Origin of the sequence: Rhodococcus sp. TAF43 (genome assembly GCF_052113525.1) — a bacterium.
Classification (GTDB): Bacteria; Actinomycetota; Actinomycetes; order Mycobacteriales; family Mycobacteriaceae; genus Prescottella.
The window spans coordinates 55354-71308 of sequence record NZ_JBFRDL010000045.1; the positions used below are offsets into that span (position 1 = coordinate 55354).

Sequence of the window (15955 nt, forward strand, 5' to 3'; positions counted from 1 at the left end):
GACACGCTCGAACCGGAGGTCCTCGTCGTCACGCGCCGAGCGCGCCCGTCACAGGCGCGCTCGGCATCCTGACTAGCTGCCGTTCTGCAGAATCCTGGTGATCGTGTCACCGAGGATGTCGCTGATCGAACCGGTGGATGACATCTGACCGCCCGAGGAGCCGAGGCCGGCCCCGTCGAGGCTGCCGGAGACGGACTCGCCGGCGTTCTTCGCGCGGACGGTGAAGCAAGAGGTCAGGTTCGGGAAGTCCGCCCCGACACCGACGGTTCCGCCGGTGGAGATGCCACCGCTCGTGATCGGGTTTCCGACAGAAACGTTGTCCGGGACGTTGTAGGTGACCTCGAGCGTCACCGGGTTTCCGGAGTTGACGAACCACCCGGTGCTGGTGACGTCGTAGCCGTTTCCACTCTTGACAGGTGTTACACCTTCGGACACCTGCCCTAACGGCAGGTGGTACGACGTCACGCTGGCGCGGACCGGAGCACCGAATCCGGCCGGCGGGTAGTCGGTGATCCGATTGACGTACGGGTTGCCGATACCGGTGGTTCCGACCACCGTCTTGTACGTCACTTCGTTCCCCGCCGCCGCCTCCGTAACGTTGACGGTCTTGCTGTAGGTATGCGTGACACCGACGGTCCAGAAGTCCTGCTTCGTGGTGGTCGACGTCTGCTGGCATGCGGGCGCGGCCTGTGCCACCGAGGCGCCGAGGCCGAGGGTGACACCGGCGGCGACCAGCGCGACGGAAGCGGTTGCGGCCGCGAGGCGGCGCATCGAGCTACGGGACATGCAGTTCTCCATTCAGTCCTGATGGGCCGCTGCCGTTCGCCGAACATCCCCGCAGTCAGCGCAGGAGCAACCCTGGTCGACCCGCTTCGGGCCGACTCGATTACAGACGTGCCTCTTTCTACTGGACCACCGTCCAGTACCGCAGGAGAACGGGAAACTCTCCCCTTATCGCACCGGCGTGAGGAACGCCGCGAGTGCGTCCGCGTACATGCCGACGTCGCGGGCACCCATCAGTTCTCGCGCCGAGTGCATCGCCAACTGCGGGGCGCCGACGTCGACCGTGGACAGCCCGGTCCGGGACGCGGTGATCGGTCCGATCGTCGAGYCGCAGGGCAGGTCGGCGCGATGCACGTACCGCTGCAACGGGACTCCCGCGCGGTCGCACGCGAGCGCGAACTCCGCGGACCCGCTCGCGTCGGTGGCGTAGCGCAGATTCTGGTTGACCTTGAGGACCGGGCCGCCGTTGATCTCGATGCGGTGCGCGGGCTCGTGCCGGTCCGGGTAGTTCGGGTGCGTCGCGTGGGCCATGTCGCCCGACGCGCACACCGAGCCGGACATCGCCCGCAGGAAGTCCTCCCGACCACCACCCCGGAGCAGGACGATCCGCTCGAGGACCGAGTTGAGCAGATCGGAGAAGGCGCCGCGGTCGGACATGCTGCCGACCTCCTCGTGGTCGAACAGCGCGAGCACCGGGGTGCTCTCGCCCGGCTCGGCGACCGCGGCGAGCAGCGCCTGCGTTCCGGCGTAGCAGGTGCCCTGGTTGTCGAGGCGCGGCGCGCTGATCAGGGACTCGTCCTCGCCGACCACCGTGCTGGGCGCCAGGTCGTGGGTCATCAGCTCCCAACCGAGCACCGACTCGGCCGCCACTCCCGCCTCACCGGCGAGGAAACCGACGAACGATCGTGGTTCGGTCCCGGTCCCCCACACCGCGTTGACGTGCCGCTGCGGGTCCAGCTGCACGCCCTTGCGCTCCTCGGACAGGTGGATCGCCAGCTGCGGCACCCGAAGGATCGGTCGATCGACACGGACCAGCACCTCCTCGACCGCGTCCCCGGAGCGGACGCTGAGCCGGCCGGAGATGCCGAGATCGCGGTCGAGCCACGAGTTGAGCCACGCGCCGCCGTACGGCTCGAGGCCCACCATCTGCCAGCCGGCCGACACCAGGTCCGGGTGCTGCTTCACCCGTAGGTTCGGGCTGTCGGTGTGCCCGCCGACGATCCGGAACGGCCACGAGGGAACTGACGCGCCGCCGGCTGTCCCGTCCTCGGTGCTCCATGCGATCAACGACCCGCCGCGGATCAGGTAGTAGCGCCCGGGCGCGGACGGCCACGCCTCGGTTTCCCGCAGCTCGGTGAAACCGTTCTCGGTCAGCTCGGCCGCGACCGTCGCGCACACGTGGAACGGGGACGGCGACGCGTCGACGAAGGCACACAATCCCTGGGCGTCAGCCTGCGTAATCGATGGCATACCGACAATCATGCAGTACCCGGATCAGTGTGCTCCCGAGACACAGAACTGGTTGCCCTGCGGGTCCGCGAACACCACCCACCGGAAGCCGTCCATGTTCTCCCGGTGCACCTCGGTGGCGCCCGCCGCGACTACCCGCTCGACCTCCGCGTCCAGATCGGGAGAGGTCATGTCCATGTGGAGCCGGTTCTTGCCCGGGGTCGGGTCGTCGACCTTCTGGAATCCCAGCTTCTGTCCCCAGCCGGGAACCCCGACCATGTAGAACCAGCCGTCGTTCTCCGCCTCGATCGTGCCGCCCGTCAGGTCCGCCCACCAGCGCGCGAGCGGCCCGGGATCCGTCGAATCGAACGTGATCATGCCCAGTGTCAGCGTCATGCCCGGACGTTAGCGCGTGGGACCGACATTCGGCCGTCGGAAGCAGACGCTAGATTGGCCACGCCCCCAAGATCGACTGCAGTCGCACGTGCGGCCGCGCCGCACGAACCGGAGTCCGATGAACGACGTGTCCCTCCCCCAGTCCCAGCCGGTGGCCACCCCGCTGTCCCCTGCCGCGATCTTCCTCGTCGCCACCGTGGCACCCGGCGGGGAGGCAACGGTCCGGGACCTACTCACCGATGTCACCGGGATGGGTCGTGCCGTGGGCCTGCGGGTTCCCGGCTCCAACCTCGAACTGGTGGTCGCGATCGGATCCGCTGCGTGGAACCGGCTGTTCACCGGGCCGCGGCCGGCGCAGTTGCACGAGTTCGTCGAACTGCGCGGCGACAAGCACGTCGCGCCCGCTACCCCCGGCGACCTGCTGTTCCACATCCGGGCCCAGACGCCGGACGCATGTTTCGAGCTCGCCCACCAGATCGTCAAGCGTCTCGACGGCGCGGCCACGGTGGTGGACGAGGTGCACGGATTCCGGTACTTCGAGAACCGCGACCTCATCGGGTTCGTGGACGGCACCGAGAATCCCAGCGGACAGCAGGCGGTCGCGGCAGTCACCGTCGGCGCGGAGGACGCGGGGTTCGCCGGCGGCTCGTACGTGCACATCCAGCGATACGTGCACACGATGGCCGACTGGGAGGCGCTGCCGGTCGACGAGCAGGAGCGGGTGATCGGTCGCAGCAAGCCCGACGACGTCGAGATGACCGACGACGTCAAGCCCGCCAACTCGCACGTCGCCCTCAATGCGATCAAGGACGACGACGGCAACGCGCTCGAGATCCTGCGCGCCAACATGCCGTACGGCCAGGTCGGCGACGAGATGGGCACGTTCTTCATCGGCTACTGCCGAACGCCCGCGATCACCGAGCGGATGCTCGAGAACATGTTCCTCGGCAGCCCGCGCGGCAATTACGATCGGCTGCTGGACTTCTCGGTGGCGGTCACCGGTTCGCTGTTCTTCGCACCCAGCGAGGACTTCCTCGACGCGCTGCCGCCGACCCCGGCCCTCTGACCCGGCCCTCTGACCCGGCCCTCTGACCCGGCCGTCTGACCCGGCCGTCTTACCCGGCTCAGCTGCCCGGCAACGCGCAGACGGTATCCAGTCCCAGCACGTGGTTGAGCCGGCCGAACGCGATCCAGGAGCCCAGACACATCGACAGCTCGACGATCTCGGCCTGGCTGTACCGAGCACTCATCCGCGCCCAGAACTCGTCGTCGAGGTTGTGGTGATCGAGCGCGTACCGCTCGGCGTACTCGGCGGCGAGCCGGACACGGTCGTCGAAGGCGTCGGTGGTGCGCCAGTTCTCGACGGCCTCGAAGAAGTCGTCCTCCACCTTCTGCCCGTCGCGCTCGGTGCGCCAGTCCATGCAGACGATGCAGCCGTTGATCTGCGCGATCCGCAGCCGGGCAGCCTCGAACTCCCGCAGGTCGAGCGTCGAGTTCGCGTACACGGACAGCGAGAATTTCGAGGCCGGGATCCCGATTCCGGGGACCATCTCGCCCCACACGTAGCCGACCGGGTCCTTGCCCTCTGGAATGTCGATGTTCATGGCGCCCAGTGTGCTCCGCCGAAGCCGTCGTGTGGTGCAGATTCTCACCACTCGGCAATCGAGTCCGGACTGCGTCGGAATTCGGGGGGCGGGTCAGCGGCGCGGCAGCATCGACGGAGACGGACGGAGCGGAACCTCGAGGGCGTCGTACAGGCCGGGCTCGGCCGCGACGAGCCAGTCGATCGCGTTGACCAGGCGCCCGACGGCGGTGGCGTTGCCACCGGCCGCGCGGCTGCCACCCTCGTCCGTGGCCTCGACGGTGACCTCGATCCGCGGCCGCCCCTCGACGATCACACGGTGCGCGCCGGCGCCGCCGTCGGGTGGCGTCGGCCAGTCCGGGGCGCACGACGGGTGGATCCGGGTGACGTGCTCGACGATGATCCGCGGGATGCCGGCGACGATGCCCTGCACCTCGAACCGCAGAGCGCCCTGGGTGCCCGCGGAGAAGTCCCCCATCGACGTGGTCGTGACGTCCGTTTCGAGGGCGCGCCGTTCGACGGTCTCGCCCACCTTGTCGAGTTCGAGCCCGAGCGCCCGCGCCATCAGCCGGATCTGGCCGCCCCACACCATCGTCGGGACGGTCGGCGCGATCATCGGCGGCTCGTAGTCCATCGGCTGGCCCATCCCGACGAGGTAGCGCACCGAGTCGGGCTGGTCGTAGTCCGCGTAGTCGAAGATCTCCTGGCAACGGATCACATCCACGGTGGAACCGAGCCCGCTGATCAGCAGCGGCAGCACGTCGTTGCCCCAGCCCGGGTCCACCCCGGAGACGAACAGCGACCCGCCGCCGAGCCGGATCGCCTCGAGCACGGGGTCACGGAGCTCGGGCGGCGCGCTGCGGTGGTCGTAGAGCGCGTACAGCGACGGCGTCACCACCACCGCACCGGTGCGCAGCGCGCGGACGATGTCGGCGAGTGCGTCGTCGGGCCGGACCTCGCCGGATGCCGCGTAGACGACCGCGCCGGGGCGAGTCGCGAGCACGTCGTCGATGTCGGCGGTCGCGGCGACACCGAGCTGCTCGCCGACGTCGCCCAACTCGCCGGCGTCGCGTCCCACCTTGTCGGGGTTGTGCACGACGACCGCGGACAGTTCCAGATGCGGGTTGGCGTGCACCGCGCGGATCGCCGCGCGGCCGACGTTGCCGGTGCCCCATACGACAGTGGTGATCATGCGCGGGACGCTAGCGAACCAGGTCGACTCGCGTACCCACTTCCGCACAGACGAAGGGACCCTTCGTCCGCTCGCAGCGGCCGAAGGGTCCCTTCAGGTCTCGATAAGTCGGCGGCTCAGGCCGTCAGCACGCTCTCGAGCGCGGAGTAGAACATGCCCAGGCCGTCGTCGCTCGGGCCGGTCAGCGACTCGGTGGCGTGCTCGGGGTGCGGCATGAGGCCGACGACGCGACCGTTGGCCGATGCGATGCCGGCGATGCCGCGCTGCGAACCGTTCGGGTTGTCGCCGGCGTAGCGGAACACGACGCGGCCCTCGCCCTCGAGCTCGTCGAGCACCTGCTCGGACGCCTGGTAGCGGCCCTCACCGGACTTGAGCGGCACGAGGATCTCGGCGCCGACCTCGTAGCGGGACGACCACGCCGTCGAGTTGGACTCGACCTTGAGCCACTGGTCGCGGCAGATGAAGTGCAGGCCCGCGTTCCGGGTCAGTGCGCCCGGCAGGAGACCCGCCTCGCACAGCACCTGGAAGCCGTTGCAGATGCCGAGGACCGGCATGCCGCCGTCCGCAGCCTTGACGACCTCGCCCATGACGGGCGCGAAGCGCGCGATGGCACCGCAGCGCAGGTAGTCGCCGTAGGAGAAGCCACCGGGAACGATGACCGCGTCGACACCCTTGAGGTCGGCGTCGCCGTGCCACAGGCTGACGGCCTCGCCACCGGCGAGGCGGACTGCGCGGGCGGCGTCGACGTCGTCGAGCGTGCCCGGGAAGGTGATGACTCCGATGCGCGCGCTCACTGGACTCGCGTGACCTTCCAGTCCTCGATCACCGTGTTCGCCAGCAGCGACTCGGCGATCTTGGCGAGCTCGTCGTCGCTGACGGTGTCGTCGACCTCGAGCTCGAAACGCTTACCCTGGCGAACATCCGACACACCGGCATGACCGAGTCGGGACAGGGCCCCGACAATGGCCTGCCCCTGCGGGTCGAGAATTTCGGCCTTGGGCATGACATCGACAACGACACGGGCCACGTGCTGCTCCTCGCTATGGCTGGTTTGCGCCCGGGATCGCACCGGGCATCCAGGAGTTTAGCGGGCTGCCCCGTGCGACTCCGCATCGAGTGAACGTCGGACGCCACCCCGCTGCCCGGTGTGATCCCGCATACTCGTCTCATGCGACTGACGCACTTCGGCCATTCCTGTGTCCTGGTGGAGCTCGACGGCGCGAAGATCCTGTTCGATCCGGGCAACTTCTCGCATGGATTCGAAGGGATCACGGGCCTCGACGCCATCCTGATCACCCATCAGCATCCCGATCACGCCGACCCGGCGCGGCTGCCCGCGCTGGTCGACGCGAATCCCGGCGCCGGGCTGTACGCCGACCCGCAGACGACGGCGCTGCTGGGCGAGGCGTGGACCGCGGTGTATCCCGGCGACGTGTTCAACGTCGGCGAGGTGCAGGTCACCGGCACCGGTGGCACCCACGCGGTGATCCACCCGGAGATCCCGTTGATCGACAACACCGCGTACCTGCTCGGCGACGCCGAGAACCCGGCCAAGCTGATGCACCCGGGCGACTCGCTGTTCGTCCCCGAGCAGAAGGTCGACGTTCTCGCGGTGCCGGCGGCGGCGCCGTGGCTCAAGATCTCCGAGTCCGTCGACTACCTGCGCGCGGTGCACCCGCGGGTCGCGGTCCCGATCCATCAGGGTGTGATCGCGAAGGAGGCCCGCGGCATCTACTACGGGCGGCTCACCGAAATGGGCCCGGGCGGAACCGAATTCCGCGTCCTGCCCGAGGAGTCGAGCGTCGAGGTGTCCTGAGGCGTCGGTCGCCATGGTGTGAAGCCCCGGGTGAATCTCGAACCGGTATCTCCGATCGGGACACCCGGGGCTTGTCCGTCGGTACTGTGCTGCACGAATGCCGCGCTCAGGGGGACGTTCGGCATCTCGGTGGACTACCGGCCGTGGGCACTTTCGTGATGCACGGCGAATTCGGCTCTCAGGGGAGGAAATTCGCATGGGGACTTCGACGCTCGGATGCGCCCGCGTCCTGGCCGCCGCGGCGGTCGTGTCCGCTTCACTGCTTGCGGTACCGGCGACGGCGTCCGCCGGTGGCGACACCTCGGTCAAGACCGCAGCCGCATCGGACGTCTCGGCTCCCTACCTGGTGAGCACCACGAAGAACTCCGACCGCAAGGTCACCATCTCGGTGTACTCACCGTCGATGGATCGCAACATCCCACTCGAGGTCATCCTCCCCGCCGACACCAGTCAGCCGCGCCCGACGCTCTACCTCGTCAACGGCACCGGCGGCGGYGAGGACCGGGCCACCTGGCAGCGGCAGACCGATGTCATGAACTTCTTCGAGGACAAGAACGTCAACGTCGTCACCCCGCTCGAGGGTGCGTTCAGCTACTACACCGACTGGGTGAAGGACGATCCGAAACTCGGTCGCCAGAAGTGGCAGACCTTCATGCTCGAGGAACTGCCGCCGGTCATCGACGAGGCCTTCGACACCAACCGGGTGCAGTCGATCGCCGCGATCTCGATGACCGCGACCTCGGTGCTCAACTACGCGATCGCCAAGCCCGGCTTCTACAAGAGCGTCGGCTCGTACAGCGGCTGCGCCGAGACCAGCACCTGGGCGGGCCAGAACGCCATCAAGGTGGTCACCGGCGTGCGCGGCGGCGTCGACATCACCAACATGTGGGGCCCTCTCGACGGGCAGGGGTGGATCGACAACGATCCCGTCGTCAACGCCGAAGGTCTGCGCGGAACCGAGCTCTACATCACCACCGGCTCCGGACTGCCCGGCCACCACGAGACGTTGGACGGGCCCGGCATCGACGGCCGGCCGATCGCACTGGCCAACCAGATGATCGTCGGTGGTGTGATCGAGGCGGCCACCAACTACTGCACCCACAACCTCGCGAATCGTCTCGCGCAGTTGAACATCCCGGCCACGTTCGATTTCAAGCCGGGCGGCACCCACTCGTGGGGCTACTGGCAGGACGACCTCCACAACAACTGGCCGATGATCGCCCGGTCGATGGGGATCTGACGCCTCACGCCACCTCGCGCACGCCCTCGCGCAGCGGCCAGCGGTACACGTCCGGCCGGGCGCCGTGGTGCAACGACAGGTCGACGGCGTCCAGCACGGCCTGCCGGGGCCCGACCTTGCCCAACTGCTTCGCGGAGACCGCCAGCCGGACGAGGCGTCCCCGCCGGGCGCCGCGGGACGCGCCGAGCACCATGGCGCGGCACCGCCACGGCTCGGCGCGGAAGCCGTCGCCGAGACCGATCACGTGGCTGCGCACGCTGGTCCCGTTCGCGAGGTCTCGGACCGCGCTCATCCCGGCGAGCAGCCGGAAACCGTTGGTCGGCAGGACCGCGACGGCACCGGGCGAGGCCACCCAGCGCGGCGCCGCGAACAACCGCGTCCGCAGCCCCACCTCCTCGAGCACCCGATCCGCGGCCAGCAACCGCAGCCGTGCCTCGTGCTCGGGCAGCAGCGCGAATTCGGCCCGCCGGCGTTTGGTGGCGGCCTGGTCGTAGCCGTGCAGGACGATCGCGTCACCACGGTCGCGCCGGCCGCGAAGCCATTCCTGCGTGAGCGAGTCCGAGACCAGTCGGTACTTGTCCTTGAGCCGCGGCGCGACCAGCAGCGACAGCGGCACGGATCTGCGGTCCAGTTCCGCCGCGAACTCGGCGACGACGTCGAGCGTCTCGTCCCTGATCCCCGACACCGACACGATCACCTGTCCGGTCATGCATCGAGGGTGGCAGCTGCAGGTGAACGCCGGACGGCGCCCACGCACACATTCGGTGGTCGAATGTGCGTGTGGGCGCCGTCGGGTGTCCTGAGGGGGACAGACCTAGCGGGGCAGCACGGCCTCGATCGCCGCGATCACCTCGGGGGCGTCGGGCTCGGTGCGCGGACGGAACCGGTTGGCGACGGTGCCGTCGGGGGCGATCAGGAACTTCTCGAAGTTCCACTGGATGTCGCCGGCCTCGCCGTCGGCGTCCGCGGCCTGGGTGAGCTCGGCGTACAGCGGGTGCCGGTTGTCGCCGTTGACCTCGATCTTCTCCGTCAGCGGGAAGGTGACGCCGTAGGTGGTGGAGCAGAAGCTCGCGATCTCCTCCGGCGTGCCCGGCTCCTGGCCCATGAACTGGTTGCACGGCACGCCGATCACGGTGAGGCCGCGCTCGGCGTACTCCGAGGCCAGCTTCTCGAGGGCCGTGTACTGCGGGGTCAGGCCGCACTTGGAGGCCACGTTCACCAGGAGGACCGCGCGGCCGCCGTACTCACCGAGGCTGGTCGGCACACCACCGAGGGTGTTGATCGTGATGTTCTGCAGGGGGCTCGTCATGTGCACCAACCTAGCGAAGGCCTCGGACTCGTGCTTCGGCCACGCGCGGGCACCCTGCGTCGGAAATGCCATCCGTCCCACGAACATCAGGCGCTCGCCAACTCTCGCTTGTCGGGAGCGGGTATCGGCGTGGAATGCACCTGCCCCTCCACCGGAGCCGACTGCGGCTCGTCGGGCCCATCGTCGTCGACCATGCTGTCCTCGTCGAACGGCAGCTCACCCGCCAGGACGGCCCGGACCCGATCGGTGTCGACGGACTTGGTCCACGTGCCGACCAGCAGCGTCGCGACGGCGTTGCCGGAGAAGTTGGTGACCGCGCGGGCCTCGGACATGAACCGGTCGATGCCGACGATCAGGCCGACGCCGTCGAGCAGTTCGGGGCGGTGGCTCTGCAGGCCGCCGGCGAGGGTCGCCAGTCCCGCACCGCTCACTCCGGCGGCGCCCTTCGATGCGATGATCATGAAAACCAGCAGCGAGAGCTGCTCGGTCAGCGACAGCGGCTTCCCCATCGCGTCGGCGATGAAGATCGACGCCATCGTCAGATAGATCGCGGTCCCGTCGAGGTTGAACGAGTAGCCGGTGGGCACGACGACACCGACGGTGGTGCGCTCGACGCCGATGTGTTCCATCTTCGCGATGAGCCGCGGCAGGGCCGATTCCGACGACGAGGTCGCGAAGATCAGCAGGTACTCCCGCGCCAGGTAGCGCACGAGCTTGAAGATCGAGACCCCGGCGACGGCGCGCAGGATGCTGCCGAGCACGCCGAAGACGAAGATCAGGCACGTCAGGTAGAAGCCGAGCATGAGCGCGCCGAGTTGGACGACGGCGCCGAGTCCGGTCTGCCCCACGACGTTCGCGATCGCACCGAACRCACCGATCGGCGCGAGCCACAGGATCATGGACAGGATCTTGAACACGAGCTTCTGCACGTGGCCGACGCCGCGCAGGATCGGCGCGCCCTGCTTGCCCATCGCCTGCACGCCGAACCCGACGAGCAGCGCGACGAACAGGGTCTGCAGGACGCTGCCCTCGGTGAGCGACGACAGCAACGACGTCGGGATGATCGACGCGACGAAGTCCATCGTGCCGCCGGACGCATGAGCCTTCTCGGCGAGGGCGGCACCGGTGTTCGCGGTGGCGGTGATGTCGAGGCCGCTGCCGGGGCTGAGCAGGTTGCCGACCACCAAGCCGATCCCGAGGGCGACGGTGGACATACCGATGAAGTACGCGAGCGCGAGACCGCCGACCTTGCCGACACTCGCGGCCGCACGCACCGACCCGATGCCAAGGACGATGGTGCAGAAAATGACGGGGCTGATCATCATCTTGATCAGGCTCACGAACATCGTGCCGAGCACGCCGAGAGACTTGCCCGCCTCGGGTGCCAGCCAGCCGACGAGGATGCCGGCGATAACCGCGACGACGACACCGGCGTACAACCAGTGGGTGCGGTCACGTGACTTCTTGTCCCGGGCGGGTTGCGCTGCGCCGGGTCTCCCTGTTGCACTCGTGCTCATCGGGTGTCCTCTTGATCGGGTGGATTCTCGACGAGTCGATACAGGTGATCAGGGTCACGTCGACTCGTCAGAGAATGTTGGTACCGATCCGAGCACCGGTGAAGGTTGTGTTCATTAGTTTCACGAGAGGACCGAGGTGCGCCGGGGCGTGACCCGCAAGCCCATGAGCGTCGCGACGCGACTGCTGATCTTGCAGCTCGTCGTGTTGACGCTGGTCATTGCCGCGCTCTCGGTGCTCATCGCACTCGACGAGCGACGTGATTCCGACGACGCCAGCCGTCGGGAGGTGACCGGTATCGCAGAGACCTACGCGTTGTCGGCGTCGACGATCGCGGCGCTGCGCAGTCCGGATCCCACCGCACTGCTGCAGCCCGAGGCCGAACGCATCCGGGCGGCGACGGACACCGACTTCATCGTGGTGATGGCACCGGACGGCACCCGGTACACCCACCCCGATCCGACACTGATCGGGCAACGTTTCGGGGGTCACATCGATCGCGCACTGGCCGGGGAGACGTTCACCGAGACTTATACGGGGTCGCTCGGCCCGTCGATTCGCGCGGTGACCCCGGTCCGCGACGGCGACGAGATCGTCGGTCTTGTCTCCGTGGGTGTCACCCGCGAGCGGATCGGCCAGCAGTTCGCGAACAGCCTGCCGTCGCTGCTGGGGATCTCCGCGATCGCCGTCGGGATCGCCGCGATCGGCGCGACCCTGGTCAGCAACCGGATCCGACGACAGACCCTGGGCCTGGACCCCGACCAGTTGCGCCGGATGTACGAGCATCACGACGCGGTGCTCCGCTCGATCGGCGAGGGGCTGATCGTGTTCGGACGGGACCGCGACGGGAGGGTTCGCGTGGACGTCGTCAACGACGAGGCCCGCCGGCTCCTGTGGCTGCCGGACGGTCCGATCACCGTCGACCAACTGCCCGAGACCCTCCGCCGCATCGGACCGGACGCCGACGAGGAACACGACGAGGTGCACGTGACCGCCGACCGCATCCTGGTGGTGGGACGGGCACCCGTGCTGTGGGACGGCAGACGCATCGGCACGGTCGTGACCCTGCGCGACCACACCGACCTGCAGAACGCGCTGGGTGAGCTGGACTCGACACGCAGCGTCGCCGAGTCCCTTCGCGCCCAGGCCCACGAGTACGCGAACCGGCTGCACACGATCGTGACGATGGTGGAGCTGGGCCACCACGACGAGGCGGTCGCGTTCACCACGGCCGAGTTGGCGACGTCGCAGCAGCTGATCGACCGGCTCATCGCGGCGGTGCACGAACCGGCGCTGGCGGCGCTGCTGCTGGGGAAAGTCACCGAGGCCGCGCAGCAGGGTGTGGAACTGACGGTCACCGAGGACACAGCCATGGGTCCGCTGACCACGCTGACGCCGCTGGAGATGGTGACCGTGGTGGGGAACCTGATCGACAACGCGATCGACGCGGCCCGCTCGACCGAGACCGACGAGACCGCCCCGTGGGTGGAAGTGACCGTCGCGGAGGAGGATTCGAACCTGGTGATCCGCGTCGCCGACAGCGGGCCGGGGATGGATCCGGACGCGCTGACACGAGCCATGACCCGCGGATACTCGACCAAGCAGGTCGACGGCCGCCCGGCGATGCAACGCGGACTGGGCCTGGCGCTGGTGGCGCAGGTGGTGGCCCGGCACGGCGGCCGTCTGCGCACCGAGCCGTCGCTGGCCGGAATGCTCGTCGTCGAGATTCCCCTGCACACGCCGGGTCGACGGGACGGCACCCGATGATCCGCGTCCTGATCGTGGAGGACGAGCCGTTGATCGCGGAGGCGCACCGCTCGTATGTCGAACGGGTCGAAGGCTTCTCGGTCCACTCCGTCGCCCATACCGCGAACGCGGCGATGCGGGCGGTCGCGGGTGCCGCGGCCGGCGACGACCCGATCGATCTCGTCCTGCTCGACATCGGACTGCCCGACGCCAACGGACTCGATCTGGCGGACGCGCTGAGCGGGCTGCGGCCCCGCCCCGACATCATCGCTGTCACCTCGGCCCGCGACCTCGCGGTGGTCCGGACGGCGGTCACCCGCGGCGTGCTGCTGTACCTGCTCAAGCCGTTCACGTTCGCCGCGCTGCGCGACAAGCTCGAGCACTACCGCGAGTTCCGGGCCACGATGTCGCGGGGCGGTACCGCCGCCAGCCAGCGCGACATCGACCGCGCGATGGCGGTGCTGCGCAGCGCCGACGAGCGCGCAACTGCACCGAAAGGTGTTGCACCGCAGACCGCGGACCTCATCGGCGCGTGCGTCCGCGACGCCGGCCGCCCGTTGACCGCGGCGGAGGTCGCCGCGGCCGTGGGGGTGTCCCGGGTGACCGCGTGGCGTTACCTCGAACGGCTCGCCGACGACGGTGCGGTGGGCCGGGAGACCGAGTACGGCAAGGCTGGACGACCCCAGGTGCGCTACGCCTGGGTCGCCACCACCGGCTGAGCGTGCTCGTCGAAGCGCCGCAGCTGCCGCAGCACCGTGAAGAGCAGCGCGGCCCGACCACCGGACGGAGCCGGTCCAGCCGCTGGTGAGCGAGCCCCGTACCGCACCCACCGCAGGGGCTGCGTACAGCAGACCCATCCCTGCCTGAACGAACGAGGGGCGTGGGCACCGTCGTGACCGGCACTCATCTCGGTCTTGAGCAGCAACGGCGCCTCACCGGACTTCGTCGCACGCAGCGCGGCAACCCATTTCGCGGGCTCCACGTACAGCACACGGGTGTCGTTGATGCTCGTGATCGCGAGGATCGCCGGGTAGTCCTTGGCGGCGACATTCTCGTACGGGCTGTAGGACCGCATGTACTCGTACACCTGCGGATCCTCGAGCGGGTTGCCCCACTCGTCCCACTCGATCACCGTCAGCGGCAGGTCCGGGTCCAGGATCGAGGTGAGCGGATCGACAAACGGCACGTTGGCGAGGATGCCGGCGAACAACTCGGGCGCGAGATTCGCGACCGCGCCCATCAGCAGGCCGCCCGCGCTGCCCCCGTCGGCGACCAACTGCGCCGGTGTCGTACGCCCCTCGTCGACGAGATGTCGTGCGCACGCGACGAAGTCGGTGAAGGTGTTCTTCTTCGTGAGCGTCTTGCCGTTCTCGTACCAGTGCCGACCCATCTCGCCGCCGCCGCGCACGTGCGCGACCGCGAACACCATGCCGCGGTCGAGCAGCGACAGCCGTGCCACCGAGAACGCCGGGTCCATGCTGGCCTCGTACGAGCCGTACCCGTACAGCAGTGTCGGCGCGGGGTCGCCACCGATTCCCTTGCGCCGCACGATCGACAGCGGGATGCGGGTGCCGTCCTCGGCGATGGCCCACTCGCGGTGCTGCTCGTAGTCGGCGGGATCGAACCCGCCGAGCACGGGCTGCGACTTGCGCAGCAGCAGCGCGCCGGTCGCCAGTTCGTAGTCGTACACACGGGAGGGTGTGATGAACGAGGTGTACCCCAGGCGCAGCATCGGCTGGTCCCATTCCGGGTTGGAGCCGAGCCCCACCGAGAACAGTTCCTCGTCGAACTCCATCTCGACCAGGTCGCCGTAGCCGTCCGCGGTGAGCGGCCAGATCGCCAGGCGCGTCAGCACGTCCCGCCGGTAGCTGAGCACCAGGTGGTCGGCGAACGTGTCGATGTCCTCGAGTCGGACGTCGTGGCGGTGCGGGATCAGGATCTCCATCGCACCGGGCTCCGACACCGGGGCCTGCGCCAACACGAAGTTCTCGGCCTTCTCGCCGTCGACCACGTCGTTGTGCAGGATCAGGAAGCGGTCCTCGCCGGCGATCACCGCGTGCTCGGCCGAGTACTCGACACCCTCGCGGCGCGGCAGGATCACCCGGAACTCGCCCTCGGGGTTCGCCGACTCGAGGATCCAGCCCTCGGTGGTCACCTTGGACCCGAGCCAGATCATCAGGTACTTCTCGCTGCGCGTGGACCCGACCGCCACCCAGTACCGCTCGTCCGGTTCGTGGAAGACCTGGACGTCCTGGTCCTGTGTGGTGCCGAGCTTGTGGCGCCACACGGTGTCGGGACGCCACGACTCGTCGACCGTCAGGTAGAAGATGTGCTGGTGGTCGATGGCCCACGTCGCACCGGGTGCGGTGTTCGGGATCTCGTCGGCGAGCAGCTCACCGGTCTCGAGATTCTTGAACCGCAGCGTGTAGCGCTCGTCACCGATGACGTCCACCGAGTACGCCAGCAGCGTGCCGTCGTGGCTGACCGAGAACGCGCCGACGGAGAAGAACTCGTGGCCCTCCGCCTCGATGTTGCCGTCGAGCAGCACCTGCTCGCCCGGCATCGCGGTGTCGGCCGACAGCTCCGGCGGCGTCCAGTCGTCCGGTCCCGAGATGGGGCACCGGCAGTTGACGCCGTACTGCTTGCCCTCGGCGGTGCGCGCGTAGTACCACCAGTTGCCCAGCCGCGTCGGGACCGACATGTCGGTCTCCTGCGTCCGCGACTTGATCTCCTGGAACACCTTCTCCCGCAACGGCTCCAGATGCTCGAGCTGCTGCGCGGTGTACGCGTTCTCCGCCTCGAGGTACTCGATGACCTCCGGGTCCTCCTTGGCCCGCAGCCACTCGTAGTGGTCCACGAACGTGTCCCCGTGATGGGTCCGCTCGAGCGGCACCCGCTTGGCGACCGGCGGAGTCAGCGCGCTCATC

The 15955-nt window shown here is 68.7% G+C and carries 15 protein-coding genes and 1 pseudogene; 5 read left to right on the forward strand and 11 right to left on the reverse strand.

What is annotated here, in order from left to right; genetic code table 11:
• Positions 1-72: 72 nt before the first annotated feature.
• The 3 genes from AB4Z09_RS22440 to AB4Z09_RS22450 all read right to left on the reverse strand — a co-directional run bounded on the left by AB4Z09_RS22440 (position 73) and on the right by AB4Z09_RS22450 (position 2628).
• Complete coding sequence (locus AB4Z09_RS22440; protein WP_442240692.1) at positions 73-786, reverse strand: hypothetical protein; 714 nt, start codon at positions 784-786, stop codon at positions 73-75.
• Positions 787-951: 165 nt separating this feature from the next.
• Positions 952-2253, reverse strand: a complete 1302-nt coding sequence (locus AB4Z09_RS22445) for a M18 family aminopeptidase (protein ID WP_442240693.1) — start codon at positions 2251-2253, stop codon at positions 952-954.
• 24 nt (positions 2254-2277) lie between these two features.
• On the reverse strand, positions 2278-2628 hold the full coding sequence (locus tag AB4Z09_RS22450; RefSeq protein WP_114720712.1) for a VOC family protein: 351 nt from the start codon (positions 2626-2628) through the stop codon (positions 2278-2280).
• A gap of 118 nt (positions 2629-2746) precedes the next feature.
• Here AB4Z09_RS22450 and AB4Z09_RS22455 point away from each other — a divergent pair, with 118 nt between their 5' ends.
• Positions 2747-3694, forward strand: a complete 948-nt coding sequence (locus AB4Z09_RS22455) for a Dyp-type peroxidase (protein WP_442240694.1) — start codon at positions 2747-2749, stop codon at positions 3692-3694.
• A 58-nt stretch (positions 3695-3752) separates the two neighbouring features.
• On the opposite strand, the gene AB4Z09_RS22460 is transcribed toward AB4Z09_RS22455, so the two are convergent.
• The 4 genes from AB4Z09_RS22460 to purS form a co-directional block, all read right to left on the reverse strand.
• On the reverse strand, positions 3753-4232 hold the full coding sequence (locus AB4Z09_RS22460; protein WP_114720709.1) for a carboxymuconolactone decarboxylase family protein: 480 nt from the start codon (positions 4230-4232) through the stop codon (positions 3753-3755).
• A gap of 93 nt (positions 4233-4325) precedes the next feature.
• Positions 4326-5402: an NAD(P)H-dependent amine dehydrogenase family protein gene (locus AB4Z09_RS22465; protein ID WP_114720706.1), complete on the reverse strand. Its 1077-nt coding sequence runs from the start codon at positions 5400-5402 to the stop codon at positions 4326-4328.
• A 116-nt stretch (positions 5403-5518) separates the two neighbouring features.
• Positions 5519-6196, reverse strand: a complete 678-nt coding sequence (gene purQ, locus AB4Z09_RS22470) for a phosphoribosylformylglycinamidine synthase subunit PurQ (RefSeq protein WP_114720703.1) — start codon at positions 6194-6196, stop codon at positions 5519-5521.
• Positions 6193-6429, reverse strand: coding sequence for a phosphoribosylformylglycinamidine synthase subunit PurS (gene purS, locus AB4Z09_RS22475; protein WP_114720701.1), 237 nt, complete (start codon positions 6427-6429; stop codon positions 6193-6195). Before purS ends, purQ begins: the two co-directional genes overlap by 4 nt.
• Before the next feature lie 141 nt (positions 6430-6570).
• Here purS and AB4Z09_RS22480 point away from each other — a divergent pair, with 141 nt between their 5' ends.
• Positions 6571-7218, forward strand: coding sequence for an MBL fold metallo-hydrolase (locus AB4Z09_RS22480; RefSeq protein ID WP_114720698.1), 648 nt, complete (start codon positions 6571-6573; stop codon positions 7216-7218).
• 196 nt (positions 7219-7414) lie between these two features.
• On the forward strand, positions 7415-8458 hold the full coding sequence (locus tag AB4Z09_RS22485) for an alpha/beta hydrolase (protein WP_114720696.1): 1044 nt from the start codon (positions 7415-7417) through the stop codon (positions 8456-8458).
• Positions 8459-8462: 4 nt separating this feature from the next.
• Here AB4Z09_RS22485 and AB4Z09_RS22490 read toward each other — a convergent pair whose 3' ends face one another.
• The 3 genes from AB4Z09_RS22490 to AB4Z09_RS22500 form a co-directional block, all read right to left on the reverse strand.
• A complete protein-coding gene (locus AB4Z09_RS22490; RefSeq protein WP_114720693.1) occupies positions 8463-9167 on the reverse strand; it encodes a DUF2334 domain-containing protein in 705 nt (234 codons plus the stop codon).
• Between the two features lie 105 nt (positions 9168-9272).
• Entirely contained in the window at positions 9273-9767 is a 495-nt protein-coding gene (locus tag AB4Z09_RS22495; RefSeq protein WP_114720985.1) for a glutathione peroxidase, read from the reverse strand.
• Between the two features lie 86 nt (positions 9768-9853).
• Positions 9854-11284 (reverse strand): cation:dicarboxylate symporter family transporter, encoded by a 1431-nt coding sequence (locus AB4Z09_RS22500; protein WP_442240695.1) that lies wholly within the window; start codon positions 11282-11284, stop codon positions 9854-9856.
• 163 nt (positions 11285-11447) lie between these two features.
• Between AB4Z09_RS22500 and AB4Z09_RS22505 the strand changes: the two genes are divergently transcribed.
• Together AB4Z09_RS22505 and AB4Z09_RS22510 are read left to right on the forward strand one after the other, a co-directional pair.
• Entirely contained in the window at positions 11448-13049 is a 1602-nt protein-coding gene (locus AB4Z09_RS22505) for a sensor histidine kinase (protein WP_429517863.1), read from the forward strand.
• Positions 13046-13747, forward strand: coding sequence for a response regulator (locus AB4Z09_RS22510; protein ID WP_114720688.1), 702 nt, complete (start codon positions 13046-13048; stop codon positions 13745-13747). The genes AB4Z09_RS22505 and AB4Z09_RS22510 overlap by 4 nt, the downstream gene beginning before the upstream one ends.
• 167 nt (positions 13748-13914) lie before the next feature.
• On the opposite strand, the pseudogene AB4Z09_RS22515 reads toward AB4Z09_RS22510, so the two are convergent.
• Positions 13915-15954: pseudogene (locus AB4Z09_RS22515) on the reverse strand (S9 family peptidase); the annotation flags it as partial.
• Between the last annotated feature and the right edge of the window lies 1 nt (position 15955).

Coding starts and splice junctions, on each gene's coding strand:
- AB4Z09_RS22455 (WP_442240694.1), top strand. CDS start 2,747: ATGAACGACGTGTCCCTCCCCCAGTCCCAGCCGGTGGCCACCCCGCTG.
- AB4Z09_RS22495 (WP_114720985.1), bottom strand. CDS start 9,767: ATGACGAGCCCCCTGCAGAACATCACGATCAACACCCTCGGTGGTGTG.
- AB4Z09_RS22505 (WP_429517863.1), top strand. CDS start 11,448: ATGAGCGTCGCGACGCGACTGCTGATCTTGCAGCTCGTCGTGTTGACG.
- AB4Z09_RS22460 (WP_114720709.1), bottom strand. CDS start 4,232: ATGAACATCGACATTCCAGAGGGCAAGGACCCGGTCGGCTACGTGTGG.
- AB4Z09_RS22490 (WP_114720693.1), bottom strand. CDS start 9,167: ATGACCGGACAGGTGATCGTGTCGGTGTCGGGGATCAGGGACGAGACG.
- AB4Z09_RS22480 (WP_114720698.1), top strand. CDS start 6,571: ATGCGACTGACGCACTTCGGCCATTCCTGTGTCCTGGTGGAGCTCGAC.
- AB4Z09_RS22510 (WP_114720688.1), top strand. CDS start 13,046: ATGATCCGCGTCCTGATCGTGGAGGACGAGCCGTTGATCGCGGAGGCG.
- AB4Z09_RS22465 (WP_114720706.1), bottom strand. CDS start 5,402: ATGATCACCACTGTCGTATGGGGCACCGGCAACGTCGGCCGCGCGGCG.
- AB4Z09_RS22450 (WP_114720712.1), bottom strand. CDS start 2,628: ATGACGCTGACACTGGGCATGATCACGTTCGATTCGACGGATCCCGGG.
- AB4Z09_RS22440 (WP_442240692.1), bottom strand. CDS start 786: ATGTCCCGTAGCTCGATGCGCCGCCTCGCGGCCGCAACCGCTTCCGTC.